Genomic DNA, 18,082 nt, shown 5'->3' with positions numbered 1-18,082 from the left:
CAAAGTGAGTAATGAAAGAGAAGAAATCTAAAGATAGAATTTTAATTCTAGGTGCCAGCGGCTTTATAGGTAATGCCATTTATAAAGAATTGTATGCCTATTATGATACTTATGGAACCTATTGTTTTAACCAAAAAGATTTTGAAGACAACGGTCAGTTTTTTTATTATAATGTAGAAGAAACAGATATTTATGAATTGTTAGAAATTGTAAAACCAGATTACATTATATCTGCTATACGTGGTAATTTTGCAGCACAAATACTAGCACACCAACACATAATAGAATACGTAACTACCCATAAAGCCAAGTTGTTATTTTTATCTTCTGCAAATGTTTTTGATGCTTACAGCAAATACCCCTCTTATGAGTTAGACAAAACACTGTCTTTAAGTATTTACGGACGTTTAAAAATTAAGATTGAAAATATGCTGCTTAGATTACCAAAAAACAAAGCAATAATTATACGCTTACCAATGGTTTTTGGTAATAACACTCCCAGAATTAAAGAGATTAAAACACTACTACAAAACAAAGAACCTGTAGAGGTTTTCCCTAATTTGGTTTTTAATGTTACTTATATAGATAAATTAACGCAACAACTACATTATATTATTAATCATAAAAAAACTGGTATTTTTCATTTAGGAAGTGAAGATTTGGTACATCATGAAGATTTTATAAAAGAAATAGTATCTAAAATAGGATTGTATAACCCTGTATATAAAAGAGTTTTTACCTCTAATGATGATAGGTATTTAGCTGTGCTTCCAAAAAGTAATAAACTACCTAAACATTTACAAATTACTTACCAAGATACTATAGATCATCATCTTTTTTCCTAATAAATAGATTATTACATGACTACTTCTTGTAACTTTGTAATACACTAAATTTTATACAGATGCAAAAATATACAACTGAAGAAATAACAAGTAAATTAAACAATTTAGATGGTTGGGATTATACTGATGGTGCTTTAGAAACTACTTTTGAGTTTAAAAATTTTAAAGAAACCTTTTGTGTAATGACACGTATTGCTTTTGAATGTGAATTGCAAGGTCATCACCCAGACTGGACCAATGTATACAACACGCTAACTATACGCTTAAACACTCATGATGCAGGTGGTGTTACAGAAAAAGACTTTGTACTAGCCAAAACAATTGAAGAAATTATAGACAGTGAGTAAATAAATAACCTAGCCATTATGCGCTAGGTTTTTTTATACTTTTCTTTTTGCTAGTTTGCTTGCAATTACACTTATTATTAAAATTTGTGTTGCGTGAAAAAGCATTATAGGCAGTAATATAATGCCTATTGCTGCCATATTACCAAATATTATTTTAGAAAAAACAGTACCATGTACTAATGATTTTTTTGTACCGCAAAACTGAGCCGTAATTTTATCTTCTATATTAAAATTAAGCTTTGTAGCTATAAAGCCTGTACTAAAGTAAGTAATGGTAAAAAGAACCAATACACCTGCTAAAAGTAGTACCAAATCTAATGCAGAGACTGTACTAAAAATATTATTTGTAAAGGATGACGCAAAACTTTTGTAAATTATTAATAATATAATAGACTTGTCAAACAATGTAATTTTACTACTGTGTTTTTGTGCAAATGTACCAAGGTAACGTTGCAACAATAAACCTAATACTACAGGCAATATTATTTGTACAATTAGCTTTGTATAAATATCTATAAAATTAAAACTTGTTTGGTCATTAGTAACAAATAACCCCATCCATAAGGGTGTAACTAAAATCCCTATAATGCCAGATATACTTGCATTAAAAATAGCTGCAGGCATATTACCTTTTGCTATAGAAACCATTACAACAGATGAAGATACTGTAGATGGTAATGCTGCTAAAAAAAAGAATGCAAGCCAAATAGTTTCTTGCTCTTGGTTTTGTAAAAATGGTTTAACTATTAATACCAAAAGAGGAAACAATATAAAGGTAGCTACTTGCACTAAAATATGCAGTTTCCAATTCTTTAAACCAGCTTTTAACTTAGACGGACTTAATTTTAATCCGTAAAAAAAGAAAATTAAAGATATACCAACACTACTAATTGTATTTATAACCTGTTTTACTCCCAGTTCTGGAAAAAAATAGGCCAAAACAATTGCTACAATTATAAACAGTACAAACTTATCAATCTTCATAATCTACTTTTCTAAAATACAATATTAAGCACTTGTTACTTCACATTAAAAATAATCTCTCTTAAAATACTTTTATTTTTGAGGTTAAACCAATTCAATTTTTTAATTTCATCCTAGAAATACAATATTTTATTTTAACCCATAAAGTAACGACTAATGCACATAGTATCTTGGAATGTAAATGGTGTACGCGCTGTAGTAAAAAAAGAGTTTTTTGAATCTGTAAAATATATGAATCCAGATATACTTTGTATTCAAGAAACTAAAGCACAAGATAATGAGGTTGCCAAGGCACTTTCTCCATTAGAAAACTTTAGTTTAGCATCTAACTCTGCCAATAAAAAAGGGTATTCTGGTACTGCAACATTAAGTAGCACAAAACCCCTTACTATTAAAGCAGATATTGGTATAGAAGCACACGATACTGAAGGTAGAGTACTTTGTACTGAGTATGAAAATTTTTACTTGGTAAATGTTTACGTACCTAATTCTGGTCAAAAATTAGATAGGTTAGAGTACAGAAAACAGTGGGATAAAGACTTTTTAGACTATTTAAAAAATTTAGAAAAGAAAAAGCCTGTAATTGCTTGTGGCGATTTTAACGTAGCACACAAAGCAATAGACCTAAAAAATGATAAAAGTAACTACAATAAAACTGCTGGTTATACACAAACAGAAATTGATGGTATGAACAATTTTATAGCTGATGGTTTTGTAGATTCTTTTAGAATGCTACACCCAGATGAAGTTGTTTATACGTTTTGGAGCTACCGTTTTAAATCTAGAGAACGCAATACCGGTTGGCGTATAGATTATTTTTTAGTAAGCCAATCTATAAAAGACAAAGTTAAAGAGGTAACTGTTTTCTCTGACATTATGGGATCTGACCACTGCCCTATTGGACTTAAAATTGATTTTTAATTTAAGGTATTAAGTATATATAACGCCTATAGAATAAAAATTTCTATAGGCGTTTTTTAGTGTTATTAATTATCATAATTTATTAAATATTTATAAATGCAAATTTATATTTTAGTCACTACCTTAAATTGTAACATTGTATTTATATAAGGTCAATTATAAAAGTTATAAAACAATATTTTATAACTTAAAACTGATATTCTGTTATAGAGTTAAAATTCTTCATTTTTAGGTATTCTATAAATTACTAGCGTACAATCCTCTAGCACGCCAGTATTAACAATGCAATAATAAAAAAATAACACCTTAATAACCCATTACCAACTACGTATTTTTTTATTTATTTTTTTACACTATTAGTAATTTAACAGCCAATAAATTACATTTTTAATTTATAATATATATATTTGGTAAACCAATCTGGTTAACCAATTTTATATTTTTATGCAAAAACATACATTATACTTAGCTTTTATACTACTTTTTAGTATTACTTCATGCACACAAAAAAAGAATACCGTAGCTACTTTACAACAATTTAACACTGCAGTAAAAAATGCACAACCTGGAGATGTAATTACACTGGCTAATGGCGTATGGAACAATACCGAATTACTTTTTGCTGCAAAAGGCACAGCAGAAAAGCCAATAACTTTAACTGTAGAAGAAAAAGGTAAGGTAACTTTAGAAGGGCAAAGTAACTTACGTATTGCAGGTGAACACTTAATTATTAATGGTTTGGTATTTAAAAATGGTTATACTCCCACTAATGAAGTTATCTCTTTTAAACAAAATGCTAAAACTCTTGCAAATAACACTAGACTAACAGAATGTGTTATAGATAATTTTAGTAACCCAGAACGTCACGAACCAGATACTTGGGTTGCTATATACGGTAAAAATAACCGAATTGACCACAACCATTTAACTGGTAAAAAAAATAGAGGTGTTACCATGACGGTTAGGTTAAATTCTAAAGAAAGTCAAAACAACAATCATAAAATAGATCACAACTATTTTGGACCTAGACAAAACTTAGGCTCTAACGGTGGTGAGACTTTACGTATTGGAACTAGCCATTTTTCTAGAACAAACTCTAATACTATTGTGGAAAATAACTTTTTTGATAGATGTAACGGAGAACATGAAATAATCTCTAACAAATCATGTCAAAACACATACAAAAACAATGTTTTTTATGAGTGTACAGGTACATTAACTATGCGCCACGGTAACAGAACTATGGTAGATGGCAACATATTTATTGGCAACAATAAACCTAGCACAGGTGGTATTAGGATTATTAATGGTGAGCAAACTGTTATAAATAATTATGGTATTGGATTAACTGGTTACCGTTTTAGAGGTGCTTTTGTTATTATGAACGGAATTTACAATTCTCCTATTAATAGGTATGACCAAGTTAAAGATGCTGTTGTAAAAAATAACACTTTTGTTAATAGTAACCACATTCAGTTATGTGCAGGTAGTGATGAAGAACGTAGTGCTCCTCCTGTAAACTCTGTTATGGAAAATAATATTTTTTATAATGAGAGTAAAGATTCAATTTTTACGGTTTATGATGATATTAATGGTATTACATTTACAAATAACATTATTAGTAAAAACATAAAACCAATTACTGATACTGGATTTGTAAGTAAAGATATTGAGTGGGTAAAAAATACAGACGGATTGCTAGTTCCTGCTAACTCTAACTTAAGAGCTGGTGCTAAATTACCAGGTGAAATTCTTAAAAAAGAAGATACAGGTGTTAACTGGTACTCTAAAAAAAATACTGCTGTTGCCTTTGGTACTGGTAAAAAAATTACAGTAGAACCAGGTTTAAATACTTTGTTTGAAGCTGTAAATAATTCTTCAGCCGGAGACGTAGTAGAGCTTACTGCTGGCGAAACTTATACTTTATCAAAAACTATAGTTATAAATCATCCTATTACTATCCTTTCTAATTCAGATAAAAAACCTACTATTTTATTTGAAAAGAAAACCTTATTTGAAATTAACAATGGAGGCAGCTTAAAATTAACTGGAATTAATTTTGATGGTGAAAGCGCCCCAGACAGAACAGGAAATTCTGTAATTACTACTAGTAAATACTCAATGAACAAAAATTACAAATTGTTTATAGATAATTGTGACTTTGTAAACTTAGATGTTAACCATTCTTTTGATGCTGTAATGGTTTACAAAAACACATTTGCAGACACAATTAGTATTAAAAATTCAAAATTTAATACTATTAGTGGTAACGTTTTGGCTTTAGATAAAGAAACTGAAGATATTGGTATCTATAATGCAGAATATGTAATCTTAAAAAATAATAGTTTTAACAATGTAAATGGTGCTGTTTTAAGTTTACACAGAGGTGGTAAGGATGAAAGTACTTTTGGTCCGTTTTTAGAATTAGACCATAACACTTTTGACGCTATTGGTTACGGTAAAAGAAATAAATACAATGCTGCAATTAACTTATATGGTGTGCAAGTAAATACTATTACCAACAATATATTTAACAACACAAAATCGTTAAAAATGCATTTAGTTGTTGGTGAGCCAATAGTAGATATTTTAAACAATAATTTTTACAAATCTGATGGTTTAGAAGTTACTGGTGATCAAAAATACAATGTTAAAAACCTATGGACATTAGATCCTAAATTTAAAGAAGGTACTTATACATTATCTAAAAATTCTGACCTTTTAAATAAAGGTACAGATGGCAAAAATTTAGGATTAATTAGTAATAACTAGATAATGATTGTAAAAAAATATATATGCTTTATTTTAATATGTTTTCTTTTTGCTTGCAAAAAAGATAATAAAGCTGCCATTAAAAATAATGTAGAACAAAATACTGCAAGTCACCCTAGTTTAATACTTACCCAAAAAGGCGTAAAAAATATTAAAGCACAGTTAGGAACAATTCCTTTGTTTGATAAAACTTTAGAAGATGTTAAACAAGATGTAGATGCAGAGATTAGTAAAGGTATTGCTGTTCCTATTCCTAAAGATTTTTCTGGAGGTTATACGCATGAACAGCACAAAAAAAACTTTCTAATACTACAAAAAGCTGGTGTGCTTTATCAAATTTTAGATGATGAAAAATATGCTGTATATGTAAGAGATATGTTTTTAGAGTACGCAAAATTATACCCTACTCTTCCTTTACACCCACAAGAAAGATCTTATGCAAGAGGAAAACTTTTTTGGCAGTGTTTAAATGATTCTAACTGGTTGGTATATGCTAGCCAAGCATATGATTGTATCTATAATTGGTTATCAAAAGAAGAAAGAGAACATTTAGAAAATGATTTATTTATTCCGTTTGCCAATTTTATATCAGAAAAAAATCCACAGTTTTTTAATAGAGTACACAACCATAGTACCTGGGGTAATGTTGCTGTAGGAATGATTGCACTTGTAATGGATAATGATGAGCTATTACAAAAAGCTCTATACGGACTAAAAACAGATTCTATTGCGGCTAATTTAAAAGATGATGATGGTGGATTTATAAAAAATAAAGATCAGAAAGTTGGTTTTTTAGCAAACTTAGATGAACCATTTTCTCCTGACGGATATTATACTGAAGGTCCTTATTACCAAAGGTATGCCATGTACCCATTTTTAATTTTTGCCCAAGCACTAGAAAATAAAAAACCTGAACTTAAAATTTTTGAGCATAAAAATGCAGTACTAACAAAAGCTGTAGAAGCATTAATTAACCTAACTGATAAAGACGGAGAGTTTTACACAATTAATGATGCACAAAAAGGAATGTCTTACTACTCTAGAGAAATAGTAACAGCTGTAGATATTGCTTACCATTACGGAGGCAATAACCCAGAACTATTAAGTATTGCAAAAAAACAAAATAAAGTAAATTTAGACGATACAGGTTTAGCAGTAGCATTGGGTTTAAAAAACAATTTAGATAAACCTTTTAGAAAAAAATCTATTACTTTAACAGATGGTCCAAATGGCAACCAAGGTGGCATAAGTATATTACGCAATAATAATTTAGAGGTTATTTTTAAATATACAGCACAAGGTCTTAGTCACGGTCATTATGACAAGTTATCTTTTTTTATGTACAATAATGGTACAGAGGTTATACAAGATTATGGCTTGGCAAGGTTTGTTAATATAGAACAAAAAGGTGGCGGTAATTACTTAAAAGAAAATACTACTTGGGCAAAACAAACAATAGCGCATAATACCGTTATACAAAATGAAACTTCTCATTTTAATGGTAAGTATAGTATAGGTAGCAAAAACCACTCTAACCAATACTTATTTAATATTTCTGAAAAAATTAAAGTGGTTAGCGCTAAAGAAAATAACGCATACCCTGACACAGAGTTACACAGGACTATGGCAATAGTGACAGACTCTTCTTTTATTAAACAACCATTTGTTTTAGATATTTTTAATGTTATTGGTACATCAACAAACAAATACGATTTGCCTTTCTATTACAAGGGGCAAATAATGCAAACAAATTTTAAGTATATACAACAAGCTACATTAAAAACATTAGGAGACAAAAATGGCTATCAACATTTATTTGTAGAGGCTTTAGCAGACGCACCAAATAGTAACTTAAAATTTAATTGGATGCACAATAATGTATTTTACACATTAACTTCTGCTACACAAGCAACAGACAAAATTATTTTTGCCAGAATTGGAGCTAACGATCCAGAATATAATTTAAGAAGAGATCCTACTTTAATCATTAGAAAAACTAATACTAAAAACGCATTATACGTAAATGCCATAGAAGCACATGGTAGCTACAGTCCTGTATCAGAGTTCTCTGTAAATGCTTACAGTAGTATTGCTAAAATAGAAACCCTTTTAAATACTAAAGACTATACAGCTATACGCATTACAAACAATAATAAACAGTCTAAACTATTTATTTTTTCTAATACAAACCCAGACAAAACTACAGCACATTCAATTACAATTAATGATAATGAATTTAACTGGGTAGGTCCATACACTTATAACTAACTTAATTTTATCTATATGAAAAAAATGAAATGTCTTTTATCCTAATACAGAGAGTTTTACAAAAAAACTTATTAATGTGTATTTAATTTTTTTTTAACAAAATTTTTACATATATTCGAAAAGTATAAACTGGTTAACCAGTTTGGTTAACCAAATTTAAATAGAGCACAAAAAAAGGATAGGTGCACGCCTATCCTTTTACAAATACTTCTTTGGAGGGAAGTAATAAATATGTAGTATAAAAACATATTCTTTACAAAAGTAATGATTATTTGCTTTTAGCCTAGAGAAATGGTTTTTAAGTTACTACAGAACACTATTAACTCAATTAAACTAAACAATTAATTATGAACTTAAAAACAAAGCTAATTTTGGTTATGACACTATTTTGTAGTGCTATAACTATAGCTCAAGAAAGCTTTCCTATAAAAGGTACGGTAGTCTCTTCTGCAGACAACTTACCTATTTTAGGAGTAAACATTATCATTAAAAATACTGCTACAGGCACAACTACAGATTTTGATGGCAACTATGAAATTAAAGCTAAAAAAGGTGATGTTCTTCAATTTTCTTTTATTGGATTTATTACTAAAAGTATTACTGTAGCAGACCAAACTACCATTAATGTTACTTTAGATGAAGATGCTAGTAAGTTAGATGAAGTTGTGGTTATTGGTTATGGTACACAAAAAAAATCTCACCTAACAGGTTCTATTTCTAAAGTAGTAAACGAAGATTTAGGACAAATTGCTGTTTCTAGGGTAGATGATGCCTTAGTAGGTCAAGTATCTGGTGTTAACATACAAGCTACAGAAGGTGAAGCTGGTTCTGATCCTACAATTAGAATTAGAGGAACAGGTTCTATTACAGGTAACTCTGGACCACTAGTTGTTGTAGATGGTGTTGTGGTTCCTAATGACTATTTGGGTTCTTTAGATATGAATGACGTTGAATCTTTTGAAATTTTAAAAGATGCAGCTTCTGGTGCTATTTATGGTTCTAGAGGTGGTAATGGTATTATACAAATTACTACAAAATCTGGTAAATCGGGTGAAACTAGGTTTAGCTACTCTACATTAACTGGTGTTAAAACAGCAAGACAGAGTGATGCTTACTACTCTACAGTAGCAGAAACTGCCGCTGCAGAATTACAGTTTACACATACACTTTCAGACCGTACAAGATACAAACAGTTAATTGGCGTAGATACCAACTGGCAAGAAATTATTTTTGATGGTGGTATTATTACAAACCACTCTTTAGGTATTAGAGGTGGTAATGATAAATTAAGATTTAGTACAAACCTAAACTTCAACCATGATGAAGGGGTTTTACTTACTGATGATTTTAAAAAATACAGTGTAAAAGTTAGATTAGATTATGATGTTACAGATAACTTAACAATTGGTCTTAGTGCTACTCCTTCTTACACAGAACGCAGACGTTTTGATGGTAGTACACATGATATTTTAAGACAACCTTCATGGCTACCAGTTTACCATGATGAAAACACTATACAATTTGTAAACAGAGTGCAAGATGGTGGTAAATGGGCAGACGTACAAGTTGGCGATTATGCTTTACAATACCATTTTGATGGGTATGATTTAGATGCTGGTGCTCCTGCAGACAGTGGAGGTACAAGTATTAGTAACACTTCTAACACTAACCCTGCTGCAAAAGTACTAGAAAGAGACCGTAGAGATTTTAGAAGTAAAATTCTTGGTAGCTTTTATGCTAAATACAAAATTAATGACGATTTAAGCTTTAAAACTACACTTTCTGGTGATTACCAAAGATACAGACAACAAAGATGGCAAGGTGTAGAGGCTAACAGAAACGGAGCAAGTGCTGCTCAGTTAGATAGTACAAATACCAGAACACAACACTTAGCTTTAGATAATGTATTATCATACAACAAAACTTTTGATAAGCATGATCTTGGCATAGTATTAGGTGCATCTGGTGAACAATATAAAACAGAATTTGAAACTATTAGCTCACAAGGTTATACAGATGATAGTTCTCGTTACATTAACAGAGATGACATTACTAATGAATATGAAGAAGAGTACGAAAGTACATTACTATCATTCTTTACAAGAGTAAATTATGCGTATTCAGACAAATACTTAGCTTCTTTTAGTTTTAGAAGAGATGGTGCTTCTGTATTTGGTCCAAACAATAAATATGGTAACTTCTTTGCAGGTTCTTTAGGTTGGAACATCTCTAGAGAAAACTTCTTAAAAAATAGTGATGTAGTTAATAACCTTAAATTTAGAGTTAGTTATGGTGTAACTGGTAACAACTCTTTTAGAACCGGTAATAACTTAATTAACAACTACCCTTACCTATCTTTAATAGACAATTCTATTGCTTCTGGTGTTACAGGTGGTGTGGTTACAAATGCTGCTAACCCTTTAAATATATCTAATCCAGATTTAAAATGGGAAAGACAAGTAGAGTTTAACCCTGGGGTAGACTTTGGTTTCTTTGGTAATATTTTATCTGGTTCTGTAGATTACTATAAAAGAACTAGTGACCAACTACTACTAAATAACCCAATTGCCTCTACAACTGGTTTTACTAATGCTCTTGTAAATATTGGAGAGGTAGAAAACTCTGGTGTAGAAGTTGAACTAAGAACTAGAAACGTTGCTGGTCCTAAATTTAAATGGACAACAACTTTTATTACATCTACCAATAAAAATGAATTAACAGATTTTGCTGACTCTAACGGACAAATACAAAATGTAGATTCTAAAAGAGCTTCAGAATGGATAAATTTAGAAGGTAACCCTATCTCATCTTTTTACGGGTGGGTTGTAGAAAGAGACATTCCTTTAGAATTTTTAAACAATCCTTTTCACCCAGTAGGCGGTGAAGCACAAGATGTTTATGTGAAAGATTTAAATGGTGATGGCATTATTGATGATGATGATAAAACTATATTAGGAAATCCTTACCCAGAATTTGTGTGGAGTGTATCTAACGACTTTAAAATAGGCAATTTTGATTTTAGTTTTATGTTTCAAGGTAGCCACGGAGCAGAAATTAGAAATATGGGAGACCAATACATATTTAACCACTTTAACAGTTCTCAAGATTTTGTAACTGGTCCTACAGGAGATTATGTATTAACTACTCCTAATCAAGAATTTATTAAACAAAAAATATTTACTAATGACATTATTCAAGATGCTTCATACATAGCATTACGTAATATTAACCTTGGGTATAACTTTAGTAAAGATGTTGCATCTCAATTAAAAATTAGAAGCGCAAGAATTTATGTATCTGCACAAAACATAATGTACCTAACAGCAGATGACTATACTGGTTTTAACCCAGAGTCTATTAATACTACATCTGCAACCACTTATGGTTACCAAAGAGCTGGTTCTCCAGTATTCAGTACAATCTCAGCAGGTTTAAACATAGAATTTTAAACTACTAATTTAAAAATATATAATCATGAAAAAACTTAAATTTTTAACATTAATAGTCATTACAATTTTCTCTGTATCTTGTGAAGATTCATTTTTATCACCAGAACTAAAAACTGGTACAAGCGGAGATGCTTTTTATTCTAACGATGAAGAATTAGAAGCTGCAATAATTAATATTTACGACGGTTTGCAAGGTGTAAATGCATCTAAGCTTACAAACTCTAACTTAAACCACGCAACACAAGTAGAGTTTTACGTTACAGAAATGCGTAGTGATAATACAAGAACAAAAAGTCAAGAAGGAGAAGCTGCACAGTTTGAAAGTTTTGCTATAGAAGCTACTAACGGTATTGTAGCTGATTATTACAGAAGTTTTTACGATGTAATTTTTAGAGCAAATGTTGTTTTAGATAACATTGGTTCTGCATCAGAAGCTACTGCTGGTAAAATTGAAGGTGAGGCTAAGTTTTTAAGAGCTTACGCATACTTTAATTTGGTTCGTTTATATGGCGATGTTCCTTTAGTTACTAACGTTATTGCACCATTAGATACAGAAACAGCTTTTACAAGAGTTAACTCTGCAGAAATTTACAATGTAATTGTTGCAGACTTACAAACTGCTGTAGATAATTTAGATGATACTTATAAAGACAGAGCTTCTAAAGCTGCTGCACAAGGCTTACTAGCCAAAGTATATTTATCTCTACCAACTCCTAACTATGCACAAGCGCAATTGCTTTGCGAGGAAGTTATGAACCCTGCAAGAGGTTATAGTTTATTAACCAATTACAGTGATATCTTCTTCTCTGAACTTAATAACGAAGTTATTTTTGCTATTGGTTATGAACAAGGAGACAATAATAACAGTCAAAATTTTTCTGCAGAATGGTTAAACTCTGTTGGCAGAACTAGTGGCGTAAACTACGCTACTACAGATGTTGTTGCTGCGTTAGAAGAAATGGGTGGAGACAGAACTCAATATACATACAGAGTAGACCCTTTTCAGCCTACAGAAAACCAAGCAATTAAATATTTGCCAAACGGAGAAAGCGGTGGAGACAACGGAAGAACTTTTAGTTCTGATGCACAAGCTGCTGGTAATGATTGGATTGTTTTAAGATACGCAGATGTTGTTTTACTTCACGTAGAAGCCATTTTAGGCGGTGGTGAATCTACCTCTAACTCAAATGCACTTACATCATTTAACTCTATTAGAAATAGAGCTGGCTTACCTGATGATGAAGACGGTGTTATTACAAAAGAAGAATTGCTAAATGAAAGACGTGTAGAACTTGCCTTTGAGAACAAACGTTTGTTTGATTTAATTAGAATGGGAGAAGCTGTAAATGTTTTATCAGAATTTGCTACAGAAAATGGATATAGTTTTTCTTCTACAGACTTGTTATTACCTATTCCACAAAGAGAAATAGGCTTAAGTAAAGGTGTATTAACACAAAACCCTGGTTACTAAAAAACTATAGTTTAAACATATAATTATGAAAAATAATAGAAATACTAATAAATTAAAAAGCTCTGCAGGACTATTAACTGCAGTCTTTTTACTAATCATATCTTTTTCTTCTTGTGATTTAGAGTATGATATTGCAGACACAGCTTCAATTGAAGATTTAACTCCTCCGACAGCATTTTTTGCTGCAAGTCAAAACACTGGTTCAGATGATGCCTGGAAAACATATACATTTAGTAATCAATCTAACAGTGCTACACAATACAACTGGGAGTTTGTACATAATTCAGGAGAAGTAGTTACGTCTACAGAAGTAGAACCAGAACACACTTTTCCTGGAGAAGGCGATTTTGTTGTAACATTAACAGCCTCAGACAACCTAGGAGTAGAAAGTGTTTATACAGAAACAATTACAGTTGTAGAACCAGAAGTTCCAACAGTCATCACACCCGTAATTTCAGAATGGGCTTTTGAAGATGGTACAGAAGAAGGCGGTGATACTCTTGGATGTGTATTTATACAAGCAGACGGAACCCCTAAAGATCCAAAAAACGACGGTACTAACTGTTGGCGAATTTTAGGAGCAACTGTACACCAAACAAGTTCAGATGGTGCTTATGCAGTTCCTTTTGATAGCTCATCAGGAAAAACTCAAGGAGCAAAATATCCTGCTACAGGAGAAGGTAATGATAGAGCGTCTTACCAAGCTTTAACAGTTACGCCTAATGCAAAATATGTTGTAACATTTCATTACGCACTTAAAAACGATGGAGATAAAGTAAGAGTTGGTATACTTAACGGATGGATGGATAATGCTAGTGAACTAGAAGCTACTGGTTTTATTGCTGAAGCTGATGGAGATGTTGCTCTAGGAAAAAATAATTTTACAGAAGTAACTTTTGAGTTTGAAGCAAACGCTACTGGTGAAATTGCTATTTGGATAGATAATGTTAGTACAGGTGATACTTACGTAGATAATATTAGTATTGTACCAGCTCCATAATATTAAAAAAATGAAGAATTTCCGTAAAGAAATAATAACTATACTATCAATTGTATTTCTTACTACTACCGCTGCTTGTCAAACCGCAAAAAGCAGCGTAGTAGAAACGGATACTAAAATTACTAAAAAGAAAAAAAGAAAAAAGAAAAAATACAAGTTGCCAGAAATAGATTTAAGTCACTGGAAAGTTACTTTACCTATTGGTAAGCCTACAGAAATAGAGCCTCCAGAAATAATTAATTATGCCACAAACAAAACACTAATGCCATTTATGTATAATGACTCTGTTTCTGGTGCGCTTGTTTTTTATGCCTACCCTAGCAACGCTACTACTGCAAATACTAAATACTCTAGAACAGAACTTAGAGAACAAATGCAACCAGGTAGTAATAACGTTAATTGGACATTTAAACAAGGTAGAGAGTTAAAAGGTAAGCTTGCTGTAGAAGATATTTCTAAAGATAGTAATGGTAAATATCACAAAACCATCATTATGCAAATACACGGCAGACTTACTAACCAACAAAAAGAATTAATTGGTCAAAAAGATAATAATGCTCCTCCAATGCTAAAAATTTATTGGCAGAATGGAAAAATTAGAGTAAAAACAAAAAAATTAAAGAGTTTAAGTTTAACCAATACTGAAATTTTACACGAAACTGCTTGGACTGACGATGAAGGACACACGTTTGATGAAGAAGTTGGTTTTAAAAAATTCACACTAGAAGTTAAAGTATCTGAAGGAAAAATGATTGTTTCTTTAAATAACAATGAATTTAAAGTATATGAAAACATACATATGAAAAAATGGGGTGTTTTTGAAAACTATTTTAAAGCTGGTAATTATTTTCAGTCAAGAGACAAAAACTCTTATGCAAAAGTTAAATATTATGAATTAAATATTACAGAATAAGTTTTAGTTAAGTTACGTGTAATACGTAGAGTTAGTTCTAGTTTTTGTTATCACCAGTGCTTTATAGTTCTGGTGTTAACAAACACTAAAAATCAATAGCAGCTAATAAAACTTAACTATTTTTGATCTTAAGTAAACATTTAATATTTAATGCTAGTTTAAGACCATTTAAAAGTTAATAATTTTTATTATGAAGTTAGAAGCACAACCAACAAATGATAGCAAACAAATACAGAACTCTATAATTAGTAATATTAGAGATCTTATTAATTTAAAAAATTTGGAGCCAGGAGACAAATTACCTTCTGAGCGTATGCTGTCTGAGAAATTTGAAGTTAGCAGAAGTAATGTAAGAGACGCAATTCAAAAATTAGAATTCTATGGTCTACTAAAATCAATTCCGCAGAGCGGAACTTTTGTCGCTAATATTGGTGTTATTGCTTTAAACGGAATGATAGATGACATACTAAGGTTAGAAAGTCAAGACTTTAAATCTTTAGTTGAAACAAGAATTTTACTAGAATTAAAAACTGTTCGTTTGGCTTCTTTAAGAAGAACTGAAGAAGATTTAAAAAATATAAAAGCAGCTTTAGTTGCTTACGAATCTAAAGCATTAAGTGGTGAAGATGCAGTACAAGAAGATTTACTATTCCATTTAGCTATTGCAAAAGCTTGTGGTAATAGTACTATTAACACTTTTATGTTAACCATAACACCACAAATAATTATAGATTTTGAAAAATATCACGTCTGTGATAAAGATCAAACAGTTAAAGGAATTAAAGAGCATACAGAAATTTATGAAGCTATAAAAAAACAAGATCCAATATTAGGTAAACAAAAAATGAAGGAACACTTCAATGCATTATATCAATATTGCTATAACATAAAATAACACTATTAAAAAGATACATATTGCACGTAATATCTTTTTAAAAAATAAAATTAAGGAGGGAAGTTAAATAATTAGATGACTAGTAATTAATAGTCCTAAAAATCTAATTAAAATACTCTATACGCTCCTTTTATATATAAAAATATGAAGATAAAAGGATTAAGATGGTGGGTAGTAGGACTTGTTGCTTTAGCAGCAGTAGTTAATTACATAGACAGACAAGCTTTTGGAGCTCTATGGCCAGATATTGCCCAAGATTTATTTCCAGAAATGGATAAAGATGGTCATAAAGTTATATTCGGAACCATATCAACAGTATTTATTATATCATACGCCAGTGGACAAGCTCTATTTGGTAAAATTTTTGATTGGATAGGTACAAGAATGGGGTTTGCTATATCTATTGGAGTTTGGTCTATAGCAACTATGTTTCATGCTTTTGCCCAAGGAATGCTTAGTTTTTCTATTTTTAGATCAATTTTAGGCGTAGCAGAGGCTGGTAATTGGCCTGGCGCAGCAAAGGCAAATGCTGAATGGTTTCCTACAAAAGAAAGAGCACTTGCTCAAGGAGTCTTTAATTCAGGAGCCGCAATTGGTGGTATAGTAGCATATCCTGTTATCGGATTATTATCAACATTTTTAGACTGGAAATTAATATTTATAGTTGTTGGTGCTCTTGGTTTATTATGGCTATTACCTTGGCTTTATATTGTAAAATCTGCTCCAAAAACACATCCTTGGTTATCAGAAGATGAAAGAAAATATATACTCTCTGGACAAAAAAATCAAGATATTGATGAAGATGGAAATTATGATGATGGATATGTACCTGATACAGGAAAACTGCTTAAACATAAAGAAAGCTGGGGCGTAATAATTGCTTCTGCTGCTTTAGATCCTATTTGGTGGCTTTTTATAGTTTGGATTCCTATATACCTATCTGAGGTATTTGGAATGAATGTAAAAGAAATAGCTTTCTCTGCTTGGGTTCCTTATGTAGGAGCAATGATTGGTGCATGGTATGGAGGTTTACTAGCCCAAAAGAAACTTAATTTTGGATGGACTGTAGACAAAACTCGTAAATATGTTATTACGCTGGGATGTATAGTAATGATTCCATGTTTTATTCTACTAAAATACCCTGGTGCGCCTCAAGTTTTAGGAGTTTTTGGAGTTGAGGAATCTGCAGCTTTAACAATGGCTGATCCACAAGTTAAAAAGATAATGGATAATGATGCATTCAAAGATTTAAAAGCAGATAAACATTTTATTGAAGAAATTGCTGGAAATAGTACTGATGAAATTAAATCTAATCCTAGATTTAAGAAAGCATATCAATCTGCTGTTTGGAAAACACCTAAAGCCGAAGCAACAAAAGAAGAACGTTTATTACCAAAATATGGACCACCGTCAGATTCTGGAATTGCTGCTCTTGCCTCTCTATCAAAAATTAATAATGCCAGAAATACTGCAGCTTTAATTGCAGTTGTAATTATGGCTATATTATTATTTGGATTTCAAATTGCAATTGGAAACATACAAACATTACCAAGTGACCTTTTTAGTGGAAAAATAGTAGGTACATTATCTGGATTTGCAGGTATGGCTGCTAAACTTTGTGCAGCCGGACTTACGTTACTAGTTACTTTTATAACTGCAGGTGGTAATTATATACCAGCATTTATCATAGGTGGTGCATTAGCAATAATAGCTCTTTTAGCAGTATGGATATTATGCCCAAAAATAGAACCTCTAAAACCAAAAAATAATTAAAAATTAAACATAACAGGATAAATAAAAATAAAACACATAAAAATGAGCAAAAACAAAGGAAAAGTAGCAATAGTTACAGGTGCCACAGGTGGTATAGGTTTTGAAGTAGCAAAAAGATTAGGAACTGATGGCTACACAGTTATTTTAAATGGAATTGATGACAACGCTGGTGCTGAAAGGGTTGCAGAACTTTCTAAAGAAGGTATAACAGCAGAATATATAGGTTTTGATGTTACAAAAGAAGAACTAGTAACAGAAAATATTGTGAAAATTGGTGAAAAATACGGAAGAATAGACGTGCTTGTGAACAATGCAGGTGGTTTAGGTGGCAGATCCAGATTTGAGGAAATGACAACTGAATTTTACAGGTTTGTTATGGCATTAAATTTAGATTCAGTATTCTTTGCTTCTAGAGCAGCTATACCATACTTAAAAAAAGGAGAA

Annotated in this window: 13 protein-coding genes (1 of these 13 cut by a window edge); 12 read left to right on the top strand and 1 reads right to left on the bottom strand. The window is 31.1% G+C overall.

Going from position 1 to position 18,082, the window contains the following annotated elements:
• The first annotated feature begins 11 nt into the window (after positions 1–11).
• Complete coding sequence (locus JM80_RS09040) at positions 12–845, top strand: sugar nucleotide-binding protein (protein WP_013619873.1); 834 nt, start codon at positions 12–14, stop codon at positions 843–845.
• A 59-nt stretch (positions 846–904) separates the two neighbouring features.
• Positions 905–1,192, top strand: coding sequence for a 4a-hydroxytetrahydrobiopterin dehydratase (locus JM80_RS09035; protein ID WP_013619874.1), 288 nt, complete (start codon positions 905–907; stop codon positions 1,190–1,192).
• A 33-nt stretch (positions 1,193–1,225) separates the two neighbouring features.
• Here JM80_RS09035 and JM80_RS09030 read toward each other — a convergent pair whose 3' ends face one another.
• Complete coding sequence (locus tag JM80_RS09030) at positions 1,226–2,176, bottom strand: bile acid:sodium symporter family protein (RefSeq protein WP_013619875.1); 951 nt, start codon at positions 2,174–2,176, stop codon at positions 1,226–1,228.
• 156 nt (positions 2,177–2,332) lie between these two features.
• On the opposite strand from JM80_RS09030, the gene JM80_RS09025 reads away from it, so the two are divergent.
• The 10 genes from JM80_RS09025 to JM80_RS08980 all read left to right on the top strand — a co-directional run.
• Positions 2,333–3,097 carry an exodeoxyribonuclease III gene (locus JM80_RS09025; protein ID WP_013619876.1) on the top strand — a complete coding sequence of 255 codons (765 nt, stop codon included), beginning with the start codon at positions 2,333–2,335 and terminating at the stop codon, positions 3,095–3,097.
• Between the two features lie 444 nt (positions 3,098–3,541).
• Complete coding sequence (locus JM80_RS09020; protein WP_144709796.1) at positions 3,542–5,869, top strand: chondroitinase-B domain-containing protein; 2,328 nt, start codon at positions 3,542–3,544, stop codon at positions 5,867–5,869.
• 3 nt (positions 5,870–5,872) lie between these two features.
• Positions 5,873–8,137, top strand: coding sequence for an alginate lyase family protein (locus tag JM80_RS09015; RefSeq protein WP_144709794.1), 2,265 nt, complete (start codon positions 5,873–5,875; stop codon positions 8,135–8,137).
• 347 nt (positions 8,138–8,484) lie between these two features.
• Positions 8,485–11,586 (top strand): SusC/RagA family TonB-linked outer membrane protein, encoded by a 3,102-nt coding sequence (locus JM80_RS09010; RefSeq protein WP_144709792.1) that lies wholly within the window; start codon positions 8,485–8,487, stop codon positions 11,584–11,586.
• A 25-nt stretch (positions 11,587–11,611) separates the two neighbouring features.
• A complete protein-coding gene (locus JM80_RS09005; protein WP_013619880.1) occupies positions 11,612–13,057 on the top strand; it encodes a RagB/SusD family nutrient uptake outer membrane protein in 1,446 nt (481 codons plus the stop codon).
• A gap of 25 nt (positions 13,058–13,082) precedes the next feature.
• Positions 13,083–14,057 (top strand): PKD domain-containing protein, encoded by a 975-nt coding sequence (locus JM80_RS09000; protein WP_013619881.1) that lies wholly within the window; start codon positions 13,083–13,085, stop codon positions 14,055–14,057.
• Between the two features lie 10 nt (positions 14,058–14,067).
• A complete protein-coding gene (locus JM80_RS08995) occupies positions 14,068–14,970 on the top strand; it encodes a polysaccharide lyase family 7 protein (protein ID WP_034646926.1) in 903 nt (300 codons plus the stop codon).
• A gap of 190 nt (positions 14,971–15,160) precedes the next feature.
• Positions 15,161–15,865 (top strand): FadR/GntR family transcriptional regulator, encoded by a 705-nt coding sequence (locus JM80_RS08990; RefSeq protein ID WP_013619883.1) that lies wholly within the window; start codon positions 15,161–15,163, stop codon positions 15,863–15,865.
• 144 nt (positions 15,866–16,009) lie between these two features.
• Entirely contained in the window at positions 16,010–17,638 is a 1,629-nt protein-coding gene (locus tag JM80_RS08985) for an MFS transporter (RefSeq protein WP_144709790.1), read from the top strand.
• Between the two features lie 42 nt (positions 17,639–17,680).
• Positions 17,681–18,082, top strand: the 5' portion of a protein-coding gene (locus JM80_RS08980; protein WP_034646921.1) for an SDR family NAD(P)-dependent oxidoreductase. The gene runs 363 nt beyond the window's last position; 402 of the gene's 765 nt are visible here — the first part of the coding sequence; it begins with the start codon at positions 17,681–17,683; its stop codon lies off the right edge, out of view.

The organism is Cellulophaga sp. RHA_52, assembly GCF_007827205.1.
Classification (GTDB): domain Bacteria; phylum Bacteroidota; class Bacteroidia; order Flavobacteriales; family Flavobacteriaceae; genus Cellulophaga; species Cellulophaga lytica.
This window is presented reverse-complemented; position numbering and strand designations above follow the sequence as displayed.